Origin of the sequence: Kribbella speibonae (genome assembly GCF_004331375.1) — a bacterium.
In the GTDB taxonomy this organism is placed as follows: Bacteria; Actinomycetota; Actinomycetes; order Propionibacteriales; family Kribbellaceae; genus Kribbella; species Kribbella sindirgiensis.
On sequence record NZ_SJKC01000002.1, the window covers coordinates 1,227,112 to 1,253,278 of the forward strand.

At 68.4% G+C, this 26,167-nt stretch carries 30 protein-coding genes; 17 read left to right on the top strand and 13 right to left on the bottom strand.

The window, feature by feature from the left end:
- Nucleotides 1–78: 78 nt before the first annotated feature.
- On the top strand, nucleotides 79–960 hold the full coding sequence (locus tag E0H92_RS19055) for an NAD-dependent epimerase/dehydratase family protein (protein WP_131497126.1): 882 nt from the start codon (nucleotides 79–81) through the stop codon (nucleotides 958–960).
- Between the two features lie 33 nt (nucleotides 961–993).
- A complete protein-coding gene (locus E0H92_RS19060) occupies nucleotides 994–1,494 on the top strand; it encodes a P-loop nucleotide/nucleoside kinase family protein (RefSeq protein WP_202873686.1) in 501 nt (166 codons plus the stop codon).
- Between the two features lie 355 nt (nucleotides 1,495–1,849).
- Here E0H92_RS19060 and dusB read toward each other — a convergent pair whose 3' ends face one another.
- The 4 genes from dusB to E0H92_RS19085 all read right to left on the bottom strand — a co-directional run bounded on the left by dusB (nucleotide 1,850) and on the right by E0H92_RS19085 (nucleotide 5,408).
- Entirely contained in the window at nucleotides 1,850–2,971 is a 1,122-nt protein-coding gene (dusB, locus tag E0H92_RS19070; protein ID WP_131497128.1) for a tRNA dihydrouridine synthase DusB, read from the bottom strand.
- Entirely contained in the window at nucleotides 2,971–3,645 is a 675-nt protein-coding gene (locus E0H92_RS19075) for a hypothetical protein (protein ID WP_131497129.1), read from the bottom strand. Before E0H92_RS19075 ends, dusB begins: the two co-directional genes overlap by 1 nt.
- 2 nt (nucleotides 3,646–3,647) lie before the next feature.
- Complete coding sequence (locus E0H92_RS19080) at nucleotides 3,648–5,033, bottom strand: glycine--tRNA ligase (protein WP_131497130.1); 1,386 nt, start codon at nucleotides 5,031–5,033, stop codon at nucleotides 3,648–3,650.
- Between the two features lie 81 nt (nucleotides 5,034–5,114).
- Nucleotides 5,115–5,408 (bottom strand): antibiotic biosynthesis monooxygenase family protein, encoded by a 294-nt coding sequence (locus E0H92_RS19085; protein WP_202873687.1) that lies wholly within the window; start codon nucleotides 5,406–5,408, stop codon nucleotides 5,115–5,117.
- Between E0H92_RS19085 and E0H92_RS19090 the strand changes: the two genes are divergently transcribed.
- Entirely contained in the window at nucleotides 5,376–5,738 is a 363-nt protein-coding gene (locus E0H92_RS19090) for a DUF6703 family protein (protein WP_338068867.1), read from the top strand. The two genes, E0H92_RS19085 and E0H92_RS19090, sit on opposite strands and share 33 nt — an antisense overlap.
- On the opposite strand, the gene E0H92_RS19095 is transcribed toward E0H92_RS19090, so the two are convergent.
- Nucleotides 5,739–6,281 (bottom strand): TetR/AcrR family transcriptional regulator, encoded by a 543-nt coding sequence (locus E0H92_RS19095; protein ID WP_131497132.1) that lies wholly within the window; start codon nucleotides 6,279–6,281, stop codon nucleotides 5,739–5,741.
- A gap of 88 nt (nucleotides 6,282–6,369) precedes the next feature.
- Here E0H92_RS19095 and E0H92_RS19100 point away from each other — a divergent pair, with 88 nt between their 5' ends.
- Entirely contained in the window at nucleotides 6,370–7,605 is a 1,236-nt protein-coding gene (locus tag E0H92_RS19100; RefSeq protein ID WP_131497133.1) for an FAD-dependent monooxygenase, read from the top strand.
- Here the strand turns inward: E0H92_RS19100 and eboE are convergent.
- Both eboE and E0H92_RS19110 read right to left on the bottom strand, forming a co-directional pair.
- Nucleotides 7,564–8,712, bottom strand: a complete 1,149-nt coding sequence (eboE, locus tag E0H92_RS19105) for a metabolite traffic protein EboE (RefSeq protein ID WP_131497134.1) — start codon at nucleotides 8,710–8,712, stop codon at nucleotides 7,564–7,566. The two genes, E0H92_RS19100 and eboE, sit on opposite strands and share 42 nt — an antisense overlap.
- A gap of 112 nt (nucleotides 8,713–8,824) precedes the next feature.
- Nucleotides 8,825–10,105, bottom strand: coding sequence for a YibE/F family protein (locus E0H92_RS19110; RefSeq protein ID WP_131497135.1), 1,281 nt, complete (start codon nucleotides 10,103–10,105; stop codon nucleotides 8,825–8,827).
- 51 nt (nucleotides 10,106–10,156) lie between these two features.
- Between E0H92_RS19110 and E0H92_RS19115 the strand changes: the two genes are divergently transcribed.
- The 4 genes from E0H92_RS19115 (at nucleotide 10,157) to E0H92_RS19130 (ending at nucleotide 13,308) form a co-directional block, all read left to right on the top strand.
- The gene (locus E0H92_RS19115) at nucleotides 10,157–11,101 is read left to right on the top strand and encodes a metal ABC transporter substrate-binding protein (protein WP_131497136.1); all 945 of its coding nucleotides are present in this window, start codon (nucleotides 10,157–10,159) and stop codon (nucleotides 11,099–11,101) included.
- A complete protein-coding gene (locus E0H92_RS19120; RefSeq protein WP_238173486.1) occupies nucleotides 11,098–11,850 on the top strand; it encodes a metal ABC transporter ATP-binding protein in 753 nt (250 codons plus the stop codon). Before E0H92_RS19115 ends, E0H92_RS19120 begins: the two co-directional genes overlap by 4 nt.
- Nucleotides 11,847–12,851, top strand: coding sequence for a metal ABC transporter permease (locus E0H92_RS19125; RefSeq protein ID WP_131462800.1), 1,005 nt, complete (start codon nucleotides 11,847–11,849; stop codon nucleotides 12,849–12,851). Before E0H92_RS19120 ends, E0H92_RS19125 begins: the two co-directional genes overlap by 4 nt.
- A gap of 61 nt (nucleotides 12,852–12,912) precedes the next feature.
- Complete coding sequence (locus tag E0H92_RS19130) at nucleotides 12,913–13,308, top strand: Fur family transcriptional regulator (protein WP_131462310.1); 396 nt, start codon at nucleotides 12,913–12,915, stop codon at nucleotides 13,306–13,308.
- On the opposite strand, the gene E0H92_RS19135 is transcribed toward E0H92_RS19130, so the two are convergent.
- Entirely contained in the window at nucleotides 13,305–13,961 is a 657-nt protein-coding gene (locus tag E0H92_RS19135; RefSeq protein ID WP_131462309.1) for a hemerythrin domain-containing protein, read from the bottom strand. The two genes, E0H92_RS19130 and E0H92_RS19135, sit on opposite strands and share 4 nt — an antisense overlap.
- 58 nt (nucleotides 13,962–14,019) lie before the next feature.
- Between E0H92_RS19135 and E0H92_RS19140 the strand changes: the two genes are divergently transcribed.
- The 4 genes from E0H92_RS19140 (at nucleotide 14,020) to E0H92_RS19155 (ending at nucleotide 16,774) form a co-directional block, all read left to right on the top strand.
- Entirely contained in the window at nucleotides 14,020–14,646 is a 627-nt protein-coding gene (locus E0H92_RS19140; RefSeq protein WP_165549832.1) for a TetR/AcrR family transcriptional regulator, read from the top strand.
- Nucleotides 14,647–14,702: 56 nt separating this feature from the next.
- On the top strand, nucleotides 14,703–15,143 hold the full coding sequence (locus E0H92_RS19145; protein ID WP_131290912.1) for a MerR family transcriptional regulator: 441 nt from the start codon (nucleotides 14,703–14,705) through the stop codon (nucleotides 15,141–15,143).
- 73 nt (nucleotides 15,144–15,216) lie between these two features.
- Complete coding sequence (locus E0H92_RS19150) at nucleotides 15,217–16,191, top strand: aldo/keto reductase (protein WP_202873688.1); 975 nt, start codon at nucleotides 15,217–15,219, stop codon at nucleotides 16,189–16,191.
- An 82-nt stretch (nucleotides 16,192–16,273) separates the two neighbouring features.
- The gene (locus E0H92_RS19155; protein WP_131497139.1) at nucleotides 16,274–16,774 is read left to right on the top strand and encodes a GNAT family N-acetyltransferase; all 501 of its coding nucleotides are present in this window, start codon (nucleotides 16,274–16,276) and stop codon (nucleotides 16,772–16,774) included.
- Here E0H92_RS19155 and E0H92_RS19160 read toward each other — a convergent pair.
- Nucleotides 16,754–17,701, bottom strand: a complete 948-nt coding sequence (locus tag E0H92_RS19160) for a sigma-70 family RNA polymerase sigma factor (RefSeq protein ID WP_131497140.1) — start codon at nucleotides 17,699–17,701, stop codon at nucleotides 16,754–16,756. The two genes, E0H92_RS19155 and E0H92_RS19160, sit on opposite strands and share 21 nt — an antisense overlap.
- Nucleotides 17,702–17,839: 138 nt before the next feature.
- Between E0H92_RS19160 and E0H92_RS19165 the strand changes: the two genes are divergently transcribed.
- Nucleotides 17,840–19,210, top strand: a complete 1,371-nt coding sequence (locus E0H92_RS19165; protein ID WP_131497141.1) for an MFS transporter — start codon at nucleotides 17,840–17,842, stop codon at nucleotides 19,208–19,210.
- Here the strand turns inward: E0H92_RS19165 and E0H92_RS19170 are convergent.
- Nucleotides 19,207–20,301, bottom strand: a complete 1,095-nt coding sequence (locus E0H92_RS19170) for an S-(hydroxymethyl)mycothiol dehydrogenase (protein WP_131497142.1) — start codon at nucleotides 20,299–20,301, stop codon at nucleotides 19,207–19,209. The two genes, E0H92_RS19165 and E0H92_RS19170, sit on opposite strands and share 4 nt — an antisense overlap.
- A gap of 134 nt (nucleotides 20,302–20,435) precedes the next feature.
- Between E0H92_RS19170 and E0H92_RS19175 the strand changes: the two genes are divergently transcribed.
- From E0H92_RS19175 to E0H92_RS19190, 4 genes are all read left to right on the top strand, one after another.
- The gene (locus E0H92_RS19175) at nucleotides 20,436–21,323 is read left to right on the top strand and encodes an ABC transporter ATP-binding protein (protein WP_131497143.1); all 888 of its coding nucleotides are present in this window, start codon (nucleotides 20,436–20,438) and stop codon (nucleotides 21,321–21,323) included.
- Nucleotides 21,323–22,135, top strand: a complete 813-nt coding sequence (locus tag E0H92_RS19180) for an ABC transporter permease (protein ID WP_131497144.1) — start codon at nucleotides 21,323–21,325, stop codon at nucleotides 22,133–22,135. Before E0H92_RS19175 ends, E0H92_RS19180 begins: the two co-directional genes overlap by 1 nt.
- 104 nt (nucleotides 22,136–22,239) lie before the next feature.
- The gene (locus E0H92_RS19185) at nucleotides 22,240–23,463 is read left to right on the top strand and encodes a sensor histidine kinase (RefSeq protein ID WP_131497145.1); all 1,224 of its coding nucleotides are present in this window, start codon (nucleotides 22,240–22,242) and stop codon (nucleotides 23,461–23,463) included.
- Entirely contained in the window at nucleotides 23,460–24,101 is a 642-nt protein-coding gene (locus E0H92_RS19190) for a response regulator (protein WP_131497146.1), read from the top strand. The genes E0H92_RS19185 and E0H92_RS19190 overlap by 4 nt, the downstream gene beginning before the upstream one ends.
- 12 nt (nucleotides 24,102–24,113) lie before the next feature.
- Here E0H92_RS19190 and E0H92_RS19195 read toward each other — a convergent pair whose 3' ends face one another.
- From E0H92_RS19195 to E0H92_RS19200, 3 genes are all read right to left on the bottom strand, one after another.
- On the bottom strand, nucleotides 24,114–25,001 hold the full coding sequence (locus E0H92_RS19195; protein ID WP_131462299.1) for a hypothetical protein: 888 nt from the start codon (nucleotides 24,999–25,001) through the stop codon (nucleotides 24,114–24,116).
- The gene (locus E0H92_RS44200) at nucleotides 25,001–25,174 is read right to left on the bottom strand and encodes a hypothetical protein (protein WP_165549833.1); all 174 of its coding nucleotides are present in this window, start codon (nucleotides 25,172–25,174) and stop codon (nucleotides 25,001–25,003) included. Before E0H92_RS44200 ends, E0H92_RS19195 begins: the two co-directional genes overlap by 1 nt.
- A 74-nt stretch (nucleotides 25,175–25,248) precedes the next feature.
- Nucleotides 25,249–26,106 (bottom strand): isoprenyl transferase, encoded by an 858-nt coding sequence (locus E0H92_RS19200; protein ID WP_202873689.1) that lies wholly within the window; start codon nucleotides 26,104–26,106, stop codon nucleotides 25,249–25,251.
- Between the last annotated feature and the right edge of the window lie 61 nt (nucleotides 26,107–26,167).

Sequence of the window (26,167 nt, forward strand, 5' to 3'; positions counted from 1 at the left end):
GATTCGAGGGGTCAGGTCAAGGGATCGTGCGGGATTCGTTCAAGACGCGGGCGGCGCGGCGCTCGTAGCGTCGTGGACATGATTCTGGTGACCGGTGGGCTGGGGATGATCGGTGCGCATACTGCTCGGGCGCTTGTTGACCTGGGGCGGGAGGTTGTCGTCACCTCGCATCGGCGGGGTGCCGTGCCCTCGTTCCTCGACGGGAAGGTCGCGGTGGAGTCGTTGGACGTCACCGACCGGGACGCGTTCCTCGCGCTCGGGGAGCGGTACGGCGTCAGCGACATCGTGCACCTGTCCGGGTCGATCCCGGGTGATGATCCGGTCGCGTATTTCCGCGACGATACGACCGGGTTGTTCAATGCGCTCGACGCGGCGCGGGCGTGGGGCGTACGGCGATTCGCGGTGGCGAGCAGCCTCGGCGTGTACATCGGGCAGGACGAAAGCCCTTGGCACGAAGGGCTCGCGCTGCCCTCGGCCGAGTTGCCGCACCTGATCGTCGCGTTCAAGAAGGCTGTCGAACCGTTGACCACACACGCTTTGCAGGGCACCGGAGTTCACCCCGTCATACTGCGGATCGGCTCGACCTGGGGCCCGCTGATGGACCCCGAGTCCATCTTCAGCCCGATCCCGCCGTACGTGAGCGCCGTACTCCGCGGCGAAACTCCCACTCCCCTGCCGGCCGACGCCGGCGGCGACTGGTGCTACGCGCCCGACATGGGCCGCGCGATCGCTTCCCTCGTCAGCGCGGACACCCTCAACCACACCACCTACAACGTCTCCAGCGGCAGGCCCTTCGTGTACGGCGAAGCGGCCGGCCAACTGGCCGTCGAGCCCGGTGGCCAAACCAGCCCGCACCTCGACATCACGCGCCTGACCAAGGAGACCGGCTTCACCCCCACCTTCACGTTCCCCGAGGCAGTCGCCGACTACATCACCTGGCGTTCCGAGAACCCCCGCTGAACGATCGACACCGGGATCCGGTTGGATGATTGGGTGCCATCGCTGGTTCTGCTGTGCGGGACGTCGTTCTCCGGCAAGAGCACGGTCGCGCGTGCGCTGGCGCCGGAGTTGTCGGCGCGGATCGTGAGTCTGGACGAGATCAACGAGCGTCGCGGGCTGTGGGGTGGGGACGGGATTCCGGTTGAGGAATGGGTCCGGACGCACGAGGTCGCGTCGACCGAGGTGCGTCAGTTGCTGGCGGCGGGGACGTCGGTGGTTGTCGACGACACCAGCTCACCGCGTTTCCTGCGGGACGGTTGGCGATCGCTGGCTGAGGCGGCCGGGGCGCGTTTCACCTTGGTTTACGTGGACGTGGACCACGCGACGGTCCGCCGGCGCCGCGCGGATAACCGGGTTGATCCGCACCGACGGGACGTCACGGACGCCGTACTCGACCAACACCTCGCCGACTTCGAACCACCGACCCCCGACGAGCACGCCATACGAGTGACGTCTGCCGAGGACCTAGCTCAGGTGTGGAGGCTTGGGCGGTAGATCAGTTCTTGGGTGTTGCCGTCGAGGGTCCGGGTCTCGAGGAGTTCGAGGTCGAAGCCGGCGGCGGCCATCAGGGCGCGGTTCATCGCGAGGCTGCCGTGGGAGCGCAACGGCAGGTCCGACTCCTCTTTCAGCCGGGCGTTCTGCAGCTCGACAGGTAGTGCACCAAAGAGACGTTGTACGCGCTGACGTCTTTACGCTCAGGCGCACTACCTTGCTGCCCGACACGTCCTGTCGAGCTTGCCACTTCGATCCGCCGGAGCGGTCGGGCTGTGGTGCAGTAGGCGTTCCGCCGGAGGCGGCCAAAAGGAACTGCCGCCGCGAAGCGGTGTCCTTTCGCGGACGGTGGCTGGGGTTAGCCGCCGGAGATGCCTAGTTCGGCTTCGGCTAGGTTGGCGGTTAGGCCGTCGGTGTCGTCCAGCCAGCCTTGGGGGAGGGCGATGTGGTCTCGGGGGCTGCCTTGGCGGCCTCGGGGGGCGCCTAGTTCGGCTACTGGGAATGGGACGGTGCGGTCGAGCTGGGCGAGCAGTTCGTCCAGGCGCGCCAGCGAGTCGACCATGCCCAGCGCGGCGCGGAGTTCGCCGCCGGCGGGGAAGCCCTTCAAGTACCACGGGACGTGTTTGCGGAAGTCGCGCAGACCGCGCTGCTCCCCCATCAGCTCCGCGAGCAGCTCGCCGTGCCGGCGCATCACGTCGGCGACCTCGCCGAGCGTCGGCAGGTTCAACGCCTCTCCCCCGGCGAACGCCACCGCGAGATCGCGGAACAACCACGGCCGCCCCAAACACCCACGCCCGACGATCACCCCGGCACAACCGGTCTCGGCGACCATCCGCAGGGCGTCCCCGGCTTCCCAGATGTCACCGTTGCCGAGGACCGGGATGTCGACGTGCTCGACCAGCGCGGCGATCGTGGACCAGTCCGCCTGACCGGAGTACGCCTGCGACGCCGTCCGCCCGTGGAGCCCGATCGCCGCGGCACCCGAGTCCGCAGCGATCCGCCCGGCGTCGAGATAGGTCTGGTGCGAGTGGTCGATCCCGATCCGGGTCTTCATCGTCACCGGTACGCCGTACGGTGTCGCGGCCCGCACCGCGGAGCGCAGGATCGCGCCGAGCAGGTTCCGCTTCCACGGCAGCGCGGCGCCGCCGCCCTTGCGCGTCACCTTCGGCACCGGGCAGCCGAAGTTCAGGTCGATGTGCGCGACACCGTAGGAGTCGCACAGGATCTGCACCGCGCGCCCGATGTAGACAGGGTCGACGCCGTACAGCTGCACCGATCGCACCGTCTCGCGCGCGTCGAACGTGAGCATGTCGAGCGACTTCTGGTCACCCTCGACGATGCCGCGCGACGTGATCATCTCGCACACGTACAGCCCGGCGCCCTGCTCGGCGCACAGTCGCCGGTACGCCGCGTTCGTGATGCCGGCCATCGGCGCCAGCACCACGGGCGTGTCGATCGTGAGACCACCGAGCTGCAACATCAGGCCTTCGCCACCAGCACCTGTCCGTTACCGGAAACCTGTGCTTTGTAAGGCTGTACGGCGTTCGCCGTCGTCGTCACGTCACACGCGATCCCGGCATCGGAATGCTTGACCACGGCAACATCGTCCATCGTGCAGGTCACCTTTGCGGCGTCCTGCACGGTCCGCAGCACCGCGTCCACGACCTTGGCGCGAACGATCGCGACCGACTCCGAGGTGAACTTGTACGACGCCGTGTACTGCTTGGCGTCGACGGTCAGCGTGCCGGTGTACGGCTTCCCGGCGTACGTCACGGTGCAGGTCAGCTCGTGCTTGCCGGCGGTCTCGACCTTGTCGATCCCCGGGCACTTCACGGTCGTGGCGGCCGCCTTGCCGGCCGCGATCTGCGCCTGTTTCGCGATCGCGAACGTGATCCGGTCGGCGAGCGGGGCGTCGTTCTCCGGCGCACCGGTGACGGTCGGCGTCGGCCAGGGCTTCGACGGCGTCGGCAACGCGGTCAGCGTCGGCGTCGACGCGGTCGGGATCGGCGCACTCGACGGACCGGACGACGGCGTACCGGATGACGACGTCGTAGGCGTAGGCGTAGGAACAGCTTCCGGCTTGCTGTCCGAGCAGGACGACAGCGCGAACGCCGCCAGCACGAACATCCCCAGAACAGCCGGTGACCGCTTCATCGTCAGCAACCCACCAGGTGCTGGGCGAGGTAGCCGATGACCTCGGTGAGCGCGACTCGCTCCTGCTTCATCGAGTCCCGTTCGCGGATCGTCACCGCGTGGTCCTCGAGGGTGTCGAAGTCGACGGTGATGCAGTACGGCGTACCGATCTCGTCCTGGCGGCGGTACCGGCGGCCGATCGCGCCGGCGTCGTCGAAGTCGACGTTCCAGTTCTTCCGCAGCTCGCCGGCCAGGTCGCGCGCCTTCGGCGACAGGTCGGCGTTGCGGGACAGCGGCAGCACGGCGGCCTTGACCGGGGCGAGCCGCGGGTCGAAGCGCAGTACCGTCCGCTTGTCGACACCGCCCTTCGCGTTCGGCGCCTCGTCCTCGGTGTACGCGTCGAGCAGGAACGCGAGCACGTTGCGGGTCAGGCCGGCCGCGGGCTCGATGACGTACGGCGTCCAGCGCTCGCCCTTCTCCTGGTCGAAGTAGGACAGGTCGGCGCCGGAGTGCTTGGAGTGCGTGGACAGGTCGAAGTCGGTGCGGTTCGCGATGCCCTCGAGCTCGTCGAACTCCTTGCCGCCGAAGTTGAACCGGTACTCGATGTCCACGGTCCGCTTCGAGTAGTGCGAAAGCTTTTCCTTCGGGTGCTCGTAGAACCGCATGTTCTCCGGGTTCAGCCCGAGGCCGGTGTACCAGTCCCAGCGCGCCTTCAGCCAGTACTCGTGCCAGTCGTCGTCGGAGCCCGGCTCGACGAAGAACTCCATCTCCATCTGCTCGAACTCGCGGGTCCGGAAGATGAAGTTGCCCGGGGTGATCTCGTTGCGGAAGCTCTTGCCGACCTGGGCGATCCCGAACGGCGGCTTCTTCCGGGCGGTACCCATCACGTTCGCGAAGTTGATGAAGATGCCCTGCGCGGTCTCCGGGCGCAGGTAGTGCAGGCCCTCGTCGGACTCGACCGGGCCGAGGTAGGTCTTCAGCAGCCCGTTGAACATCCGCGGCTCGGTGAACGTGCCCTTGTTACCGCAGTTCGGGCAGGCGATCTCGGCCAGCTTGACCTCGTCGGCGTCCTTGTTCTTCCGGCGGGCGAAGTCCTCGCGGAGGTGGTCGTCGCGGAACCGCTTGTGGCACGACTGGCACTCGGTCAGCGGGTCGACGAACTCGGACAGATGGCCGGAGGCCTCCCAGACCTTGGTCGGCAGGATCACCGAGGAGTCCAGGCCGACGATGTCGTCGCGGCCGGTCACCATCGTCCGCCACCACTGCGTGCGGACGTTGTTCTTCAGCTCGACGCCGAGCGGTCCGTAGTCCCAGGCCGACTTGGTACCGCCGTAGATCTCGCCGCACGGGTACACGAAGCCTCTCCGCTTGCTGAGGCTGACGACGGCATCGACGGTTTCCACGGGCACTTTTGGACTCCAGAACAGGTACAGACAGATCTACGGAAGGAACCAGGCTATCGGTCCGGGGCGGCCGCGATCGAATCCGTGCTAACTCAGCAGATCCCCGGGCAGATCTTCGTACGCCGTCGGCTCGTCGATCGCCTGCGACAACAGCGGCACGGCCGTCAGCTTCACGTCGTACGGCGACAGCGCGCGCCGGTAGCTCCCGATGTTCTCGAACTCGAGCGTGAGCGCCAGCAGTTCCGGGTCGTCGACGTTCCGCCCGGTCCGGGCCGCGACGAACCCCTTCTGCTGCGCGAGCACGTCGACAGCCGCCTGCAGCCGCTCTCCGAACCCGGCCTGCTCGGACTGCCTCACCCGGAACCTGATCACGACGAACACGGGCTCAACCATAGGACCTGGAACAATGGGCCCATGAGTACCCCCAGCAGCCCGTTGCGGCAGCGGATCACCAAGGTGAGTTACCCGTACGTCGCGAAGCTGCACGCCGCGCCGAAGCTGACCCTGCCGGGGATCACCCTGCTGCTGGCGCTGGTCGGAGTGTTCGCTCCGGTCCAGGTCGGTGTGCCGGCGTTGGTGCTGCTGGCGCTGCTGCTGGGCTGGCTCGCGTTCCTGTCGTGGCCGGCAGTGACGACCGGTCCGCGGTTCCTGCGGATCTTCTCGATCCTCGTCATCCTGCTGTTCGGGGTATCGCGCATCGCCACTGGGTGATCAGGGGCGGCCGAGGCTGTCGTACGCCGCCTCGACCGCGGCCTCGCGCAGTTCCGCGACCGGCTCGTGCTCGATCATCACCGCGCAGTCGGACAGTCCGCCGAGCGCGACCATGCAGCGCACCACGTCCGACAGCGACGGTTCGGTGCCGATCAGCAACGCGGCGAGCGTCCCGCGCCACTCGATGAAGCGGTCCGCCAGCTTCAGTTCGTGCAGCACCGACAGGTCGCGGATCGCGAGCTGGATCAGCGCGCGGTGCTTGTAGGCGAGGTCGAAGTACGAGCCGAGCAGTTCGCGCGGCGGGATCGGCGCGGCCGCCTGCTGCGCGGCGGCGTACGCCTCGAAGTCGGCGATCATCGGCTCGACCAGGCTGTTCAGCAGGTCGTCGCGGGACGCGAAGTGGTAGTACAGCGCCGGTTTGGTGACGCCGAGGCGGTCGGCGATGTCGCGCAGGCTGGTCTGCTGCATCCCGCGCTCGGCGAACAGCTCCAGCGCGGCCTGCTGGATCCGCAGCCGGGTGTCGCCGGTCCGTTGTCTCGGCATACGTCGAAGATTAGCTGACCTTCCGTTAAGTAAGCCATTGACAAGCCCGCCCTCGTTTACTTACCTTCCGATAAGTAAGGAGGTTGTCATGAAGGTTCTGATCTCGGGTGCGAGCGTGGCCGGTCCGGTCCTCGCCCACTGGTTGCACCGGTACGGCTTCGAGTCCACGCTCGTCGAGCGCACACCGGCCGGGCGGCACGGACTCGGCGGCCACGCGGTCGACCTGTTCAGCTCGGCCGCCGACATCACCCGGCGGATGGACTGCTGGGACGCGATCGAGGCGGCCCGCACCCAGCTCGACGCGATGACGATCGAACGCTTCGGCCGCCGCCCGGTCGAGGTCGACCTCAGCCGGATGTACGCCGGGATCTCCAGCCGGCACGTGGAGATCCTGCGCGGCGAGCTGACCAGGATCCTGTACGGCGCCACGCGCGACACCGCGGAGTACGTGTTCGGCGACTCGATCGCCAGCCTGCACGACGATGGCGCCGGCGTCGATGTGGTGTTCGAGTCCGGGACGGAGCGCCGCTTCGATCTGGTGATCGGCGCGGACGGCATGCACTCCACCGTCCGTCGGCTCGTCTTCGGTCCTGAGCAACCACTGCACCGGCCACTCGGCGGATACCTCGCGGTGTTCTCGATGCCCGATGTCTTCGGCCTGGGCAACCACACGCTGTCGCACTTCTCCGTCGGCAAGCTCGTCGGCATCTACGGCGTCCACCAGACCGGTCAGGTCCGCGCGGGCTTCCTGTTCCGCGCGCCCGAGCTGCAGTACGACTACCGCGACAAGGACCAGCAGAAAGCCCTGCTGGCCAAGGAGTTCCAGGACTACGGCTGGAAGGTGCCACAACTGCTGGAGCATCTGGAACAGGCTGAGGACTTCTACTTCGACTCGATCGCCCAGATCACTCTGGACACCTGGCACCGCGGCCGGATCGGTCTGGTCGGTGACGCGGGCTACTGCCCCGGCCCGGCGGTCGGTGGCGGTACGAGCCTGGCTGTCATGGCGGCGTACGTGCTGGCCGGTGAGCTGGCTGCAGCACGCAGCGATCTCCCGTCCGGACTGCGTAACTACGAGCGGATCATCCGGCCAGTAGTAGAGCAGAGCCGGCGCTTCGCGCCGAAGGTCATGCGCACCATCATCCCGGCCAGCCCGCTGGCGTTGCGGCTGATGCCTGCCGCGGCAGCCGTGCTGCCAAAGCTGCCGACAGCGGTCCAGCGCTTCATCTGGTCGCAGAACGCAGTAGGCAAGGCCCTCAGTTCGGTGCCGCTCCCTGATTACTCAGACCTCGTTCAGCCCCAGAGCGGTCAGTCGGTCGCGTAGCCACGTCAACTCCTTGGCGATCCGTTTAGCCAACGCCTGCTGGGTTCTGGTCGCCCGCGGCCACACGTACACCTCCGACTCCAGGTGGTGCGTGAGTGGATGCCCACCACCGACCAGTCTGGTCAGACAGTCATCAAGTACGCCGGTTGTCGCGCTCAAGGGATCTGGTGGCGCAGCGTGGGCGGCCAGGTGGGCGTGCATCCGCCAAGCCGCGTGACCGGACAGTTCGTACGCCTGTGCCACGTCATCCACCCCAGGTCCGCCCCACTCACGCACCTGCCGCAGGTACTTCGGTGTGCCGAGCTGACTAAGCACGTACCGACCCGACGCGTCCCCCGGGTCCACGAGCGTCGGGGCCAGGGACAACTGCGCCTTGACCACGTCCACGCCGGCTCGCCACAGCAGCTCGAACGACTCGGCCGGGTCCTCGAACTGCACCGCCAGATGACAGGTGTCGAGTCCCAGGCCGATCCGCGACGTACCGCCGTACGGGCTGGAGTAGCGGTCCAGCCACGCCGTGGCCTGGCCGATCATCTCGAGGACGCAGCCCGGCTCGGTCTCGACGGCGATCCGGATCGTCCGGCCGGTCCTGGTCTCGGTCCGGGCCAGGTGCTGTTCGACGCGGTCGATCGCCTCCCGAGCGGCGCGGTTCCGCGCCTTCGACCACGGCACCCGCCAGCCGAGCGGCACGGTCGAGATCGATCCGTACGCGACGTCCGTGGGGAGCAGTTCGGCCAGCACGTCGATCAGGTCGAGGGTGTAGCGGAGTCGCTCGGGGTCGGTCCAGTCGGGGCAGTACAGCTTGGTGCCGACGACCTTGTCGGCGAACTGCGCATGCGGCGTCCCGTTCAGCGTGACGACTTCGAGCCGGTTGCGCTGCAGTGCCCGGCGGAGCTTGCTGAGCGCGGCCGGCGAGTTCGCCAACCGGTCGGCGAGCCGATGCGGGAACCACAGCCCGACCCCGAGAACAGGTACGCCGAGCGCCGATCGGACCGCACCCGCACAGGTGTCGAGACCGGCAATCAACTCGTCGAGCTCCGCGGCCGGATGCACCGTCGCGCAGTACCCCAGATGAACGGTCGAACCGTCCCGATGACAAAGCCTCATCAGCGCGCTCCTCACCCCGTGCGGTCGCCGAAGGTAGTCGTGGGCGGACTCTCAGTGACCTTATCCAGCACTGTAGAAGCGTTACCGCCCGGGCGGAAGGGCTGATTTTCGGTTATTCCGGAGTGGCGACCAGGTCGCGGGAGCGGTCGGCGACCGCCATGGCCGCGAGCGCGGTGGTGAGCGGCACGGCGGCGATGATTCCGAGGCTGCCGACCAGGCCGCGGACGATCTCCACCGCCACGGTCTCGGTGGAGATCACCGACAGCACCGGGAGTCCCTGGATCGCGAACACCAGCAGGACCGGCATCGCGGCGCCGGCGTACGCGAGGACCAAGGTGTTGACCACCGAGGCGACGTGAGTGCGGCCGATCCGCAGGCCCGCCGCGACCAGTTCGCGCCGGTTCGCCCCAGGGTTGGCGGCGGACAGCTCCCACACAGCCGCGGCCTGCGTGACGGTGACGTCGTCGAGTACACCCAGGGCGCCGATCACCATGCCCGCCGTCAGCAACCCGGGCAGATCCAGGTTCGGGGCGAACGCCTTGGCGGCCGACGCGCCGTCCGAGGCCAACCCGCTCAGCTGCGAGAACCCGGTGAAGAACCAGCCGAGCAGCACGGTCAGCCCGAGAGCCGCGATCGTACCGGCCAGCGCGATCGAGGACTCGGCATTGATGCCGTGCGTGAGGAAGACCGCGATCGTCATGATCACCGCGCCGCCGACCACCGCGACCACCAGCGGGTTCGAGCCCTTGAGGATCGCCGGCAGGATGAACTGCGTGAGCATGACCGCGGTCACGGCGAGCGCGATCAGGGCCGCGAAACCGCGCCACCGCGACAGCGCGACGACCGCGATCGCGAAGATCACCGCGAGGATCAGCAGCGGCTTCGAGCGGTCGTGGTCGACGTATTGGTACCGCTGGTCCAGCGGTGCGCCGTCCTGGATACCGAGCATCACCGACTGCCCGACCTTGACCGGAACCGAGGTCTGACTCGCCGACGGCACCTGGATCGGCACCGCCTTCCCCTTGTCCGGCCCGTTGCTCAGCTTCACCGTCGCCAGGTCGCACTTGTCCTTCGGGTCCGGGCACGCCTTGACCGCGGTGACCTCGCCGCGGGCGGTGCTCGTCTGGTACGACTCGACCTTCACCCCGCCGCCGCCCGGCCAGAGCACGACGAGCAGCACCACCGCCGCGGTGATGAGCGGGGCCAGGATCGCGGCGACGACGATCCGGACGCGCCGGGCGACGACCGCGTCGGAGTTCACCACGGAGGTGTCGACCACGTGGTCGCCGTGACCATGCCCGTGGCCGTGACCGCGGCCCGATGGAATATCGAGTGCCGGGCGGCGGTTGCCCTTACGGTCGGCGCGTCGGCGCCCCGCGTGACGGCTGGCCATCGTGAACTCCCTGTTTTGACAATCACTTCCAGTTAAATGAAAATGATTGTCATGAAATCTGGTCTTCGAGCTGTCCTCGCCGGCGCCACCGCCCTGGCCGCCGTCACCCTGGCCGGATGCGGCGGCTCGGCCGCCAGCAGCACCGGTGGCGACAAGCTCGACGTCGTGGCTTCGTTCTACCCGCTCGAGTTCATCGCCCGCACAGTGGGGGGCGATGCTGTGAACGTCACCACGCTGACCGCGCCCGGTGTCGAGCCGCACGACCTCGAGCTGACGCCCAAGCAGGTCGGCTCGATCGCGGAGGCGAAACTCGTCGTCTTCGAGAAGAACCTGCAGCCCGCCGTCGACGAGGCGGTCGAGCAGAACGCCAAGGACGCCGGCTTCGACATCGCCCCGGCCGCGCAGCTGGAGGCCACCGGCGCCGACTTCGAGGAGCACGAGGAGGGCGCGGCCCCGGCCGCCCACAAGGACGATGCCCTCGACCCGCACTTCTGGCTCGACCCGGTGCGGTACGCCGCGGTCGTCAAGGCGGTCGAGGACAAGCTCGCGAGCGTCGACAGCGCCAACGCCGCCGGGTACCACGAGCGGGCGAAGGCACTGCTCGACCAGGTCGGGAAGCTCGACACCGAGTTCAAGACCGGTCTGGCGAACTGCAAGCTGAAGACGTTCGTGACCAGCCACGAGGCGTTCGCCTACCTCGCGAAGCGGTACGGTCTGACGATGGTCGGGATCGCCGGGTTCACGCCGGACGCGGAACCCACGCCGGCCCGGATCAAGGAGGTCCAGGACATCGTGAAGGCCCAGCACGTGACGACCATCTTCTACGAGGAGCTGGTCAGTCCGAAGGTGGCCGAGACGATCGCGAAGGACGTCGGCGTCCAGACCGCCGTACTGAGCCCGATCGAGGGCCTGTCGGACGCGAACTCCCAGGAAACGTACCTGACGCTCATGCAGCAGAACCTGCAGGAACTCCGGAAGGCGAACGGCTGCTCGTGACAGATACCGCGTCCAGGGCCGTCCAGGTCGACGATCTCTCCGTCGACCTGGGCGGCCGTCTGGTGCTTCGGGGCATCGACCTGCGGATCCGCCAGGGCGAGGTGGTCGCCGTGCTCGGCACCAACGGCTCCGGCAAGTCCACGCTGATCAAGACCGTCGTCGGACTGCTCCCGGCGGCCCGCGGCGAGGTCCGGTTGTTCGGTACGCCGGTTCCGCGGTTCCGTGACTGGCGGCGGGTCGGGTACGTGCCGCAGCGCATCACCGCGGCCGGCGGCGTACCGGCGACCGTGTACGAGGTGGTGTCGTCCGGTCTGCTCTCGAAGCGGCGGATGTTCGCGCCGCTCGGTGCCGCGGGCAAGCAGGCGATCGAGGAGGCACTGCAGGTCGTCGACATGGCCGACCGTCGCAAGGACGCGGTCGCCGAGCTGTCCGGCGGGCAGCAGCAGCGGGTGCTGATCGCGCGGGCCCTGGTGTCCGATCCGGAGCTGCTGATCCTCGACGAGCCGACGGCGGGCGTGGACCTGGCCAGCCAGCAGATCTTCGCCGACGCGGTCCGGGAACGGGTCGAGCGCGGCACGACCGTGGTGATGGTGAGCCACGACCTCGGCCCGATGGACGCCTTGATCGACCGCTCGGTCGTCATGCGACGCGGCCGCGTCGTGTACGACGGCCCGCCGCACGCCTCCCAGACCCACGCCCACGTCCACCACTCCCACACCGACGACGACCCGGGGTGGCTGACCTCATGACCATGTTCCAGCTGGAGTTCATGCAGCGGGCGCTGATCGCCGGGCTGCTCACGGGACTGTCGGCGCCTGCTATCGGGACGTACCTGGTGCAGCGGCGGCTCTCGTTGATGGGTGACGGCATCGGCCACATCGCCATCACCGGTGTGGCGCTCGGTCTGCTCACCGGCAGTGCGCCTGTGCTGACCGCCATCATCGTGTCGATCGCCGGTGCGACGGCCATCGAGCTCGTCCGCGCCCGCGGCAAGGCCACCGGTGACGTAGCGCTCGCCCTCCTGTTCTACGGCGGTATCGCAGGCGGCGTACTGCTCATCGGACTCGCAGGTCAGGGTGCGGCCACGCTGAACACGTACCTGTTCGGTTCACTCACCACGGTCTCCCAGAGCGACCTGTACGTCGTCGTCGGCCTCGCAATCGCCGTACTGGTCGTAGCGATCGGTCTGGGGCCCCAGTTGTTCGCGGTGTGCCAGGACGAAGAGTTCGCGCGTACGACGGGACTCCGGGTCCAGCTGCTCAACCTGGTGATCGCTGTGATGGCTGCGGTCACTGTGACGGTCGCGATGCGCACTGTGGGCCTGCTGCTGGTGAGTGCGCTGATGGTCGTCCCCGTGGCGACAGCGCAGCAGGTGACCCGGTCGTTCCGCAGTACGTTCGTCACCGCGTGTGTGATCGGTGTGCTGGCGTGTCTGGCCGGCATCGTCACGTCGTACAACGCGAACGTGGCGCCGGGTGCGACCATCGTGGTGCTCGCACTGGCCGGGTTCGTGGTGGCGGCGACAGTCGGGACGCTGCTGCGGCGGCGGGCCGGCAGGGCGCGTCCGCTGGCGGATGAGGAGCCGGAGGTCGGCGTACCGGCACCAGAGCCGCATGTGGTGAGCGCGGGCCACCCGCACGCACACAACCAGGCGTGCGGTCACAAGAAGGTCGAGCACGGCGACCATGTCGACTACGTACACGACGGTCACCTGCACGCGGCACACGGTGACCACTGGGACGAGCACTGATGCAGCACTGGGTTGCTGACTTCTGAGAGACTGGAGAGCGGTAGAGATGACAGGAGGAACGGTGGCTATCGGAACACGCTCGACCCGTCAACGCGCGGCGGTCGCGCTCGCGCTCGACAAGATCGACGACTTCCGGACCGCCCAGGAGATCCACCAGGAGCTCCGGTCCGCCGGTGAGGCCGTCGGTCTCACCACTGTCTACCGCACCCTGCAGGCGCTCGCGGACTCCCGCGAGGTCGACGTACTGCGCACCGCCGACGGCGAAACGGCGTACCGGCGCTGCTCGAAGGGTCACCACCACCACCTGGTCTGCCGCAACTGCGGCCGCACCGTCGAGGTTGAGGGACCGGCCGTCGAACGCTGGGCCGACAAGGTCGCAGCCGAACACGGCTACGCCGACATCAGCCACACCCTCGAAATCTTCGGCACCTGCTCGGCCTGCCAGCAGACCGCCTAACCGGTGGCCGACCTGATGAATCGCTGGTAGCGGCGCTTCCCGACCAGCCACCAGATGCCCCGGACGGGTGCGGGTAGGTCGGCCAGCATCCGGGCGGCCTCCTCGGGGCGGGCGGTTGCGAGCAGTTCGCCCATCGCCGTGAACCGCTGGCTCGGCTTGAACTTGCTGAACGCCTTCTGCCCCAGCTGATCCCACTCGGCCTGGGTGACGTGCGTCGCGATCAGCGGTACGACGTCACGCTCCTCCTCCCCCAGGTGCTCGACAAGCCGCACAGACACGAGCTCCAGCGCCGCACCGAGCGGCTCCGCACCGGCGGCCGTCGGCGTCGTACGCCAGGCCGTCAGCGCGCTGCGGGCCGCATCCACGGCATCGTGGATCGCCACGTGCTGCTGCTCCATCCGACGGATCAGCGCCGCCGACAGTTGGGCGCGCTCAAGCAGCACCGGCCAGAGCAGCTCGTCCTCAGTCGAGTGGTGCGCGTGCAGACCGTCGAGCTGGAAGTCGACGTACGCCGCTACCGCCGCGGCCCGCGATTCGGCTCCAGGGGCCAGCACGTGCACCCGCGCCTGCTCGAACCCCCGCCGGATCACCCGGTGGATCAGTGCCATCTCCCACGGATCAGATGCCTTCACAGAATCGATCGGCGTCGCCATCTCTCCCCCTTTCACTAGTGACTGCCACTAGTGAATGACTACTGCTAGCGTGGGACGGGTGGGGAAGCCTGTCAAGACGCCGAAACGCACCCGTCGCGAGCAGGCGGCGGCGACCCGGGAACGGGTGATCCGCGCCGCGATCGAGGTGTTCACCGAGGCCGGGTACGTCGGTACGCGGATGACCGATATCGCCGGCCGCGCCGGTGTCGCCGTACAGACCGTGTACTTCGTCTTCCACACCAAGGGCGAACTCCTGCAGGCCTGCTTCGATCACGCCGTCCTCGGCCCCGACGGGCTGCCGCCACTGCAGCAACCGTTCATCGCCGAGATCTCCGTGGCGGAGTCCGGCCGGGCGGCGCTCGCCGCCTTCGTGCGCGGCAACACCGCGATCCTCAGCCGGGCCGCGGTGATCAAGGAGGTCGCCGAGTCGGCGCCGCACGAGCCCGATGCGGCGGCCGTGGTCGAACGCAACGAGCAACGGCGTCGCGACGGCCTGAGTCAGGTGGTCGATCAGATCGCCGAACGCTGGGGGCTGCGTCCGGGCCTGAAGGCGACCGACGCGACCGACCTGCTGCTGATGCTGTCCACGTCCGGCCCGTTCCTCGAGTTGCGCCGCTACGGCTGGAGCGACACGAAGTACGCCGAATGGCTGACCGACGCCCTCGCGCGGGAGTTGCTCGACTGACTATGACGTAGGTCACCTTTGCCTTTGAGCGCGCTCTAAGGCATACGGTCGTGGACATGAACGCGACCGAACTGCTCGTCCAAGCGCCGATCGATCGGGAGCTGCTGTGCCTGCTCGAGCTGCCGGAGGATCTTCCCGAGCAGCTGTCGATCGCCGAGGCCTCCGAGCTCACCGGGCTCACGGCGCACACCCTGCGGTACTACGAGCGCATCGGGCTGCTCGACGTACGCCGGGACTCCGCCGGGTACCGCAGCTACGACCGGCGGGCGATGGCGCGGATCGTGTTCATCAGCAGGCTGCGTGCCTCCGGGATGCCGATCGGCACGATCAGCCACTACCTGGAGCTGGTGCTCGAAGGCGACCACACCGAACCCCAGCGGCTCGCCCTGATGCAGGAGCACCGTGACCGGATCCAGCGGCAGCTGCGCGATCTGCAGCTCGCCCTCGCGGTGACCGACTACAAGATCACCGTGTACGGCGGCACTGCCGCCCCGTAACCAACCGAACAAGCTCAGCCGACCCGTGACGCAGGTTCGGCCGGCGGAGCTATGCCTTCTGATGGGAGAAATCATGAAACTGGGTAGCCAAGGCGCCGAGGTCAGCCGGCTCGGACTCGGCTGTATGGGGATGAGCTTCGCGTACGGCGCCGCCGACGACAACGAGTCGGCCGCGACGCTGCACCGGGCGCTCGACCTCGGCGTCACGTTCCTCGACACCGCCGACATGTACGGGTTCGGCGCCAACGAGGAACTCGTCGGAAGGACCATCGCCGAGCGCCGCGACGAGGTGTTCCTCGCAACGAAGTTCGGCATCACCGGCGACCCGCGGAAATCCGAGGAGCGCGGGATCAACGGGTCGCCCGAGTACGTCCGGTCCGCGATCGACGCGTCCCTGCAGCGGCTCGGGGTCGATCACGTCGACCTCTACTACCAGCACCGGATGGATCCCGGCGTACCCGTCGAGGAGACGGTCGGGGCGATGGCGTCGCTGGTGGAAGCCGGGAAGGTGCGGTACCTCGGGCTGTCCGAGGCGTCGGCGGAGACGATCCGGCGGGCGCACGCCGTGCACCCGATCACCGCGGTGCAGTCCGAGTGGTCGCTGTTCAGCCGGGACATCGAGGAGTCGGTGCTGCAGACCTGCCGCGAGCTCGGGATCGGGATCGTGCCGTACTCGCCGCTCGGTCGCGGCATGCTCACCGGCGCCCTGCCCACGGACCTCCCGGCCGACGACTTCCGCCGTACCCTCCCCCGCTTCTCCGGCGACAACCTGGACGCGAACCTCGCACTGGTCGAGGAGATCCGCGCCGTGGCCGCGCGGTACGACGCGACGCCCGGGCAGATCGCGCTGGCCTGGGTGCTTGCGCAGGGCAACGACATCGCGCCGATCCCGGGGACGAAGCGGCGCAAGTACCTGGAGGAGAACTACGAGGCGCTCGACGTCGCGCTGTCCGCCGAGGACGTCGAGTCGCTGTCGAAGCTGACACCGGTCGGCAACCGCTACGCGGACATGAGCTGGGTCGCCGGGCAGACCGCCGCACAGGACTGATAAACTGACCGCAGTAAGCCTTCCGTACCGGACTCTTCCGGCGGGAGGCTTTTCTGCGTTCTGAACCAATCTGAGGAGAACCGTGTCTGATCTCGTGGTACGCCGTGTCCAGGCAACCGACCGACCGTTGATGGAGCGGCTGTGGCTGATGTTCCGCCACGACATGTCCGAGTTCCAGGGCCAGCTCCCGCGGCCCGACGGCAGCTTCCGCACCGAGTGGCTGGAGAAGGTTCTCACCGGCGATCCGGAGTGGGCCGGGTACGTGATCTCGCTGGGCGAGAACCCGGTCGGCTTCTGCTTCATGCGAGCGCTGCAGCAGCCCGTGCATGTACTGAACGCGTTCTTCATGGTGCGTCCGGTACGGCGCAGCGGACACGGACTGCGCGCCGTACAGGAGGTGCTGTCGCATCACCCCGGTCCGTGCGATGTGGCGTTCCAGGGCAACAACGAGAAGGCGGTCAGGTTCTGGCAACGAGTCGCGACCGAGATCTCCGGCGACGCGTGGACCCAGGAGGCCCGGCCGAACGCCGGCCGGCCGGACACGACTCCTGACCTGTGGATCTCATTCCAGGTCCAGCGGTAGACCGAAGTACGCAAAGAGACTTTGGTCGAAGAACGTGATGTTGCACGTGATTCCGGCTTTGGTGATGGTGAACACCTGCAGGCTGTGAGCACGATAGCGGCCGTCGTCGGCGCGTACGTACGCGCCGACGGCGGGCTGGTCGTTCGCCACGGTCTTCACCATCCGCCAGAACGGGCCGCGCATCGCGTACACCCGCTCGATGAATGCGCCGTAGGCGTCACGTCCCACGAGCCACAGCGGCGCCGGCGGCATCTCGAGCACGACCTGCTGGGCGAGTAGCCGGCTGAGGCCTTTTACGTCGGCAGCCTCGAACGCGCGCACGTAGTCCTCGACGATCGCCTTGACCTCCTGATCAGTGGGCTCGTCGACGTCGTCCTCGGTGAGATCGACCTCGGCCAGCCGGGCGCGGGCGCGCTGGAGCGCACTGTTCACCGACGCCGGCGTGGTCTCCAGCGCCTCCGCGACATCGGCCGCGGACCAGTCGAGGACGTCCCGCAGTACCAGCACCGCTCGCTGTCTCGCGGGGAGATACTGCATCGCGGCAACCAGCGCGAGCCGCAGACTCCCCCGGGCTTCCAGCGCCCGGGCCGGATCTCCCGTCGTCGGGAACGGCTGCAGCCACGGCACGTCCATCGCCAGCTCGAGCGGCGCCTGGGCGTCGGTCGTCGCTCCCACGAGTCCTGACGGGAGCGCGCGACGACCGCGACCCTTGAGCGCGGTGAGGCAGGCGTTGGTAGCGATCCGGTAGAGCCAGGTGCGGAGCGAGGCGCGCTCCGCGTCGTACGTGTCGATCGCCCTCCAGGCCCGCAGGAAGGTCTCCTGGACGAGATCTTCCGTGTCGTGCACCGACCCGAGCATCCGGTAACAATGCGCCGACAACTCACGCCGGTACGGCGCCACCTGCTGATCGAAGTCGTCCCGTTCCACGGCGCGAGCCTCCCACCTGTCCGGATCTGTCGAAGTACATACCGCGGTGCTCGCCGGAACTCATCGCCGCGCCGCCGATGAATCCGCGCGGTGTGCGCGGTACATACCCACGTCCTGACTCGACGAGGGAGAGATCTGATGGCAACTGTAACGATCGGCCGCCGGGCGGACGCCGGCGCGCGGCGCGGACCGATGCTCGCGGTGCTGCTGCTCGGCCAGTTCATGGCCCTGCTGGACACGTCCGTCGTCAACGTCGCGATGCCCACCATCGGCGCCGGCTTCCACGCGTCGGGTGCCTGGCTGCAGCTGGTCGTCGGCGGCTACATGGTGGCGTACGCGATGACGCTGATCACCGGTGCCCGGCTCGGCGACCTCTACGGCCGCCGCCGGATGTATCTGATCGGCGTCGCGCTGTTCACGCTCGCGTCGCTCGCCTGCGGCCTGGCGCCGGCGATCCTGCCGCTGGTGCTGTTCCGCTTCGCTCAAGGCATGGCAGCGGCCGTGATGGTTCCGCAGATCATGAGCGTGATCCAGACCCACTTCACCGGCCCCGCCCGCGCCAAGGCGCTGTCGGCGTACGGCGCGACGCTGTCCGCCGGCCAGGTGGCCGGTCTGGTTGTCGGCGGGCTGCTCCTCGCCGCGAACCTGTTCGGATCCCAGTGGCGCCCGATCTTCCTGATCAACGTCCCGGTCGGCATCCTCCTCGCGGTCCTGGTGCCCCGGCTGGTCCCTGCCGACGTACCCCGGCTGACGGCTGCGCGTCGTCTGGACCTCACCGGGCTGGCGATCTCGACCTGCGCAGTACTCCTGCTGGTCCTGCCGATGGTGATCGGGCACGAACTCGGCTGGCCGCTGTGGACGTTCGGCTGCTTCGTCGCGGGGCTCGTCCTCGCGGTGGTCTTCGTCCGGGTCGAGCGCCGGGTCGCCGATCCGCTCCTCAACCTCGACGTACTCCGTGCACGCGGCCTCGCGACCGGCATCGCGACGCTGACCTGCACGCTGCTGGCCGTCGCCGGGTTCATGTTCAGCTTCACACTGCATCTGCAGGACGGTCTGGGCGAGTCGGCCCTGCACTCCGGGCTGACCTGGCTCCCCTTCGCCGTCACGTTCGGTCTGGTCGGGTTCTTCTGGCGTTCGCTTCCGAGCCGGCTGCACCACCTGGTCGTCCCCACCGGCCTGGCTCTGTGCATGCTCGGGTACGTCGGCATCGGAATCGGCGCCGGTTTGCTCGTGTGGCCCGCGCTGGTGCTGGCCGGTGCAGGCATGGGCCTGTCCGCCAGCCCGCTCGTCACCCAATCGCTCGTGCACGTCCCGTTGGACAGAGCAGCCGACGCGAGCGGAGTTCTCACCACGACGATCCAGCTGAGCCAGGTCGGCGGCGTCGCGATCTTCGGGACCTTGTTCCTGTCCGGAGGCTCGCTCGCCACGACGAGCTGCTTCCTCGCGTTCGCCGCCGCGCTCGGCATCGTTGCGGGCAGCTTCCTCGCCCGCACCGTCCGTCGGGCTTAGAAGACGACCACCGAACGCAGTACGTCGCCGTGGTGCATCTTCGTGAACGCGTCCTCGACCTCGTCCAGCGCGATCGTCTCGGACACGAAACGGTCCAGCGGCAGGCGGCCCTGCAGGTGCAGGTCGATCAGCAGCGGGAAGTCGCGGCTCGGCAGGCAGTCGCCGTACCAGCTCGACTTCAGGGAACCGCCGCGGCCGAAGAAGTCCAGGAGCGGCATGTCGAGGCGCATGTCCGGCGTCGGTACGCCGACCAGCACCACGGTGCCGGCCAGGTCGCGCGCGTAGAACGCCTGCTTCCACGTCTCGGGACGGCCGACCGCGTCGATCACGACATCGGCGCCGAACCCGCCGGTCAGTTCCTGCACCGCCGCGACGACCCCGTCGTGGTCGAGCCCCTTCGAGTTGATCGTGTGCGTCGCGCCGAGCTCCTGCGCGGTGCCGAGCTTGCGCTCGTCGAGGTCGATCGCGATCACCTTCGCCGCTCCCGCGAGGCGGGCGCCGACCACAGCCGCCGTACCGACGCCACCGGAGCCGATGACGGCCACAGTGTCCCCGCGACCGACGTTGCCCGTGTTGAGCGCGGCGCCGAGGCCGGCCATCACGCCGCAGCCGAGCAGGCCCGCGACCTCCGCCTTGGCGGCCGGGTCCACCTTCGTGCACTGGCCGGCCGCGACCAGGGTCTTCTCCGCGAACGCTCCGATGCCGAGCGCAGGGCTCAGCTCGGTGCCGTCCTTCAGGGTCATCTTCTGCTGGGCGTTGTGCGTGTTGAAGCAGTACCAGGGGCGGCCGCGCAGGCAGGCGCGGCAGTTGCCGCAGACGGCCCGCCAGTTCAGTACGACGAAGTCACCCGGCTGTACGTCGGTCACGCCGTCGCCGACCGCCTCCACGATCCCCGCGGCCTCATGCCCCAGCAGGAACGGGAACTCGTCGTTGATGCCGCCCTCGCGATAGTGCAGATCCGTGTGGCAGACCCCGCACGCCTGCACCTTCACGACCGCTTCCCCGGGACCCGGGTCCGGGATCGTGATCTCCTCGATCGACACCGGCGCACCCTTACCCGCCGCCACCACACCACGCACCGTCTGAGCCATTCCCCGAACCTAACCGCCCGGCCCCACTCCCGTCAGCCCTGTCGGCGTGTAATCCCTCTGTCCACCGGTCGGGGGACAAAGAGTCAGCCGGGCGGTGCTCACGGCGAAGGGTGGTTCGGCGCGAGAGTTGCGGCATGGAGAACGACAACGCAGTGAGGGTGCGCGGCCTGGTCAAGCGGTACCCGGACAAGGTCGCGGTCGACGGTGTCGATCTGGACATCCACCGGGGCGAGGTGTTCGCCCTGCTCGGCCCGAACGGGGCCGGTAAAACGACGACCACGGAGATCCTGGAGGGGTATCGCCGGGCCGACGAAGGAGAAGTCAGCGTGCTGGGCACCGACCCGGCCCACGGTGACCGCAGGTGGCGCAGCCGGCTCGGGATCGTGCTGCAGACCTCGCGCGACGAGGCCGAGTCGACAGTCCTCGAACTGGTCAGCCACTACGCGGCCTACTACCCGAACCCGCGCGACCCCGACGAGGTGATCGCCGCGGTCGGGCTCGACGAGAAGCGCAAGACCCGGCCGCGGAAACTGTCCGGCGGGCAGCGGCGCCGGCTCGACGTGGCGCTCGGAGTGATCGGCAACCCAGAACTGCTGTTCCTGGACGAGCCCACGACCGGGTTCGACCCCGAGGCGCGCCGGCAGTTCTGGACCCTGATCGAGAACCTGCGGACCAGCGGTACGACGATCCTGCTGACCACCCACTACCTGGACGAGGCCGAACACCTCGCCGACCGGGTCGGGGTCATCGCCGACGGCAAGATGATCGAGATCGGTACGCCGGAGACGCTCGGCGGACGCGGCGCCCGGACGGCCCGGGTCTCCTGGAGCGACGCCGACGGCCCGCACGAACTGCGTACCGACCGGCCGACCGCCGAGATCGCGGCGCTGATGCAGCGCTTCGACGGCGAAGTACCCGAGCTCGAGGTCCGCCGCCCGAGCCTGGAAGACATCTACCTGGACCTGATCGGCAAGGCCAACGCCGCCGACGCCGCTGTCTCGATCGAAGCTGGAGCCCTCTGATGGCCGACACCAAGCCCCTGCCGTCCACTCTCTCGGTGGGCCTGGCCCGGACCAAGCTCGAGGTCCGCGAGTTCTTCCGCGAGAAGGAGGCGCTGATCTTCACGTTCTTCTTCCCGATCATCTTCCTCGGCATCTTCTCCGCCGTCTTCGGCAGCACCGACTTCAACGGCGTCAACGCCGCGACCTACTTCACCCCGGGGATGATCGCCTCCGGCATCTTTCTGAGCAGCTTCCAGTCGCTCGCGATCAGCATCGCGCTCGAGCGCGACGAGGGTCTGCTCAAACGTCTGCGCGGTACGCCGATGCCGCCGCAGTCGTACTTCATCGGCAAGATCGGCCAGGTCCTGGTCACCTCGATCGCGCAGTTCGCCCTGCTGCTGGCGATCGCCGGGCTGCTGCTCGGTGTCGACATCCCGAGCGAACCGTCGAAGTGGCTGCACTTCGCCTGGATCTTCATCCTCGGCGCGGCGTCCGGGTCCGTATTGGGGATCGCGTTCAGCGTCGTACCGAAGTCCGGCAAGGCCGCGTCCGCGGTGATCACGCCGGTCGTCCTGCTGCTGCAGTTCATGTCCGGTGTGTACTTCGTTTACAGCAGCCTGCCCGGCTGGATGCGGGACGTCGCCTCGATCTTCCCGCTCAAGTGGCTCGCCCAGGGGATGCGGTCGGTGTTCCTGCCGGACGGGTTCCAGGTCAACGAGCCGGGCGGTTCCTGGCAGCTCGGCACCGGCGCGATCGTGCTCACCGTCTGGCTGGTCGTCGGCCTGTTCCTCGCCCAGCGCGTGTTCCGCTGGACCCGCCGGGACGCGGGCTGATGAACCAGCTCACCGGTACGGCGTCCTCCCTTCCGGAGCGGCGTCGTACTGAGCTGGCACCGGCATGGACCGGTCCTCGTGTGTGGATCCGGTTGTGGAGGAAGATGGGGTCCGTGCAGAGCTCCCGCGGTGGCGCCGGACAGCCCGTGTGGACACGGACGCTGATCGGTTGGCACATCGTGTTCTGGGTGCTGCTCGGGATGACGCTGGCGATGTCCTTCCTGGGCGATCTCGGGGCCGTGCGGCAGGCGCTGTTCGCCGGTACGGTCGTGGTTCTCGGGGCGGCGTACCAGTTCATCGGGCTGCGCGCGATCCGGGTCCGGCGGGCGCTCCCGGCGTACGCCTATCGGCTGGTGCTGATCGCCTGCTTGATGGTGCTGATCGGGATCTATCCGCAGTCGGTGTTCCTGATGTTCATCGCGTCGGCGCAGATCTGGCTGCTGAACGAGGACATCCGCGAAGGCATCGGGCTCAGCCTGTTGCTGGTGCTAGGCGTCGGTACGGCGCAGTTGTGGAGCGCCGGGTGGGGCTGGGACGCGTTCTGGAGCATCCTGCCGTGGATGCTGGTCAGTCTCGTGGTCAGCCTGCTGTTCGGGATCTGGATCGAGAAGGTGATCACCCAGAGCCAGCAACGCGCCGAACTGATCGAGCAACTCGAGTCGGCGCGCGACGAGCTCGCCGAGGCGCACCACAGCGCCGGGGTGATGGCTGAGCGGGAGCGGATGGCGCGAGAGATCCACGACACGCTCGCGCAGGGGATGACTTCGATCGTGATGCTCGCGCAGGCGGCGTCTGCTGAGCTCTCACGTGGTGGCGTTGACGGCGCTGGGGCTCGGTTGGCGGCCATCGAGGACACCGCACGGGAGAACCTGGCCGAGGCGCGGGCGTTGGTTGCCGCGTTCACCCCGGTTGCGTTGTCGGAGGCAACATTGACCGAGGTGCTGCGCCGGCAGGCGGAGCGGTTCGCGGCCGAGACCGGTGTCGACGTACAGGTCTCGCTGGACCTGCCGGACGACGAGGTCGCGGCGCTTCCTCAGGCGCAGCAGGTGGTGTTGTTGCGGTCGGCGCAGGAGGCGCTGGCGAACGTACGCAAGCACGCGGCGGCCACGCAGGTGCTGATCACGCTGGGGTTGTCGGACGGGCGGGTATGGATCGAGATCCGCGACGACGGGACCGGATTCACGCCGGGGTCTGTGTCGGGCGGGTTCGGGTTGAGCGCGATGCGCGGGCGGGTCGAGGAGTCCGGCGGCACCGTCGAGGTGGAGAGTACGCCGGGGCGCGGCACCCGGGTCCAGGTCCTGATTCCGGCTGTACAGGAGGATGTGTGATTCGGGTTCTGGTGGTCGACGATCACCCGGTGGTGCGCTCAGGACTGAGCGGAATGCTGTCGGTGACCGACGACATCTCCGTTGTCGGTGAGGCGGGCGACGGCGCGGAGGCCCTCGCGCTGGTCGAGTCGACGGGGCCTGACGTCGTACTGATGGACCTGCGGATGCCGCGGATGGACGGGGTGGCTGCCACCGGGGCGATCGTGTCTTCGTACCCGTCGACGCGAGTGCTGGTGCTGACGACGTACGACACCGACACGGAGATCCTGCACGCGGTCGAGGCGGGCGCTGCCGGTTACCTGTTGAAGGACACGCCGCACGCCGACCTGCTCAATGGAATCCGGGCCGCTGCGCGCGGTGAAACCGTCCTCGCTCCGCCGGTCGCGGCGCGGCTCATGTCGCGCCTTCGTGCGCCGGCCGCTCCCGCCGCCGCACAACCCTCGCCCCGCGAACTCGAGGTCCTGGCCGCCGTCGCCCGCGGCCTCAGCAACGCGGAGATCGGCCGCGAACTGTTCATCGGCGAGGCCACGGTCAAAACCCACCTCCAACGCCTCTTCACCAAACTAGACGTAGACGACCGCACCCGAGCCGTCACGGTAGCGATCGAACGCGGCCTGCTCCCCTCACCCGGAAGCTGAACGGCTCCGGCGTCAGAGCTCGTTGCTGAAGTGCGACGCCTGCTGCGCCGCCCGCAGCCGCGGGTCCTGCTCGCCGTTCCCGGCCTCCGTCTCCTGACCGCCGGTCTGCTCGGCCCGCGGCGTCGGGTTCATCCCGGCCCGCATCGCGTCCGCCAGCTCCGCCTGCCTGTAGCCGTACTCCGCACTCTCGTGGACTTCCGGCATCTCGGCCGCGAGGTCGTTGCGCACCGTTCCGAGACCTTCTCTGGTCTTTGCCACGTCACCCTGCAGCTCGGCGCCGGTCTCCCTGATCGCGGTGGACAGCCGGTACTTGTCGACGCCCATGTCCGAGCGCCCGAAAGCCTGCGCGGCACCCTTGGCGTTCTCGAGGTGGTTGGAGGCGGTCTGCACCCCCTGGTACGCGTTCACCGTGAGGTCCCGGAGATGGTTCACCCTGGTGCGCAGCTCGTCCGCCGACTCGCGGGATTCGGGAAAGGTCCTGAGCGTGTCGAGGTCGTTGAGCGCCTGGTCCAGCCCCGCTCCACTCACCCCGAGATCGTGGTGGAACTCGGCCAACTGCTCCTGGGCCGCGTTGACCCGCCGTACGAACTGCTGCCCTTCCTCCTGCGCGTTGGTGAACGGACGCATGACGTCGCTGCGGGCCTCGCGCGCGTTGTCCGCGTCCCGCGGATCCTGGGTACGGTCCGCGAGCCGGCGCTGCACCTCGGCCTCGAACTCGGCCTCCTGGACCGGCGCGGCCACATCCGTCAGCGCCCGGATGTCCTCCACCCTGTGGTCCAGGAGCCTGCCGAAGTTCTCGTCGCTGAGCGCGTCGACCGAGTTGTCGAGCGTGACCCTGGCCCGCTGCATCGCCTGCGCGACCCGGTCGGTCAGGATCGCGATGTCGTTCTCGTTCGCCATCAGCGCTCGCCCTTCGTCCCGTGCTGCGCGCTCTGCTGCTCTGCCACCAGGCGATCGTCCTCGGCCAGACCGGCGCGCAGCTGCTCAGCCACCCTCCGGACCTGCTCCTGCGCGGCCCGTAGCTCCCGCTCGACGACCTGCTGCGGGGTCTCGTCCGCCGGCTGGTCCTGCACGCTGCATCACCCGTTCATGTTGTTGACATCTGCAACGAGACTAGACGCTCCGGGGTCGAATCCCGTTCCCTTGCTCAACTGAGCGCGGCTCCACCGTCCGCGCGCACCTCGTTCGGTACGGCGCCGCCGTACCGCCGGTCGCGCTGCGCGTAGATCTCGATCGCCCGCCACAGGTCCCGCCGGTCGAAATCCGGCCAGAGCGTGTCCAGGAACACCATCTCGGCGTACGCGAGCTGCCAGACCAGGAAGTTGCTCGTCCGCTGCTCCCCGGACGACCGGACGAACAGATCGACCTCGGGGATATCCGGCGCGTACAGATGCCGGGCGATCGTCTTCTCGGTGATCCGGTCCGGCTTCAGCTTGCCCGCGGCAACTTCCGCCGCGATCGACCTCATCGCGTCGGCGATCTCCGCCTGCCCGCCGTAGTTCACGCAGAACTGCAAGGTGATGGTGTCGTTGTGCTTCGTCCGCTCCTGTGCGTACTCCAGCTCGTCGATCACGCTCTTCCACAACCGCGGCCGCCGCCCGGACCACACCACCCGGACCCCCATCGCGTCCAGCTCGTCGCGCCGCCGATGGATCACCTCACGGTTGAACCCCATCAGGAACCGCACCTCTTCGGGCGACCGGGCCCAGTTCTCGGTCGAGAACGCGTACGCCGAGATGTACTTCACCCCGATCTCGATGCCGCCCTTGATCACGTCCAGCAACGAGGCCTCACCGGCCTTGTGCCCCTCGGTCCGGGCCAGCCCTCGCTGCTTGGCCCACCGGCCGTTCCCGTCCATCACGATCGCCACATGCCGCGGCACCAGCTCCTTCGGCACCCCCGGCACCGTCGCCCCCGAAGGATGCGCCTCCGGCGCCACCACCACCTTCTCCCGCTCCCCCCGCCCCACAATCCCCCGACCCCGACGACGACCAATAGGCGACATACCCCGCAGTCTCCCACCCACCCCCGACGACCCCCGACCCGGACCGCAGCCCAGCACGCCC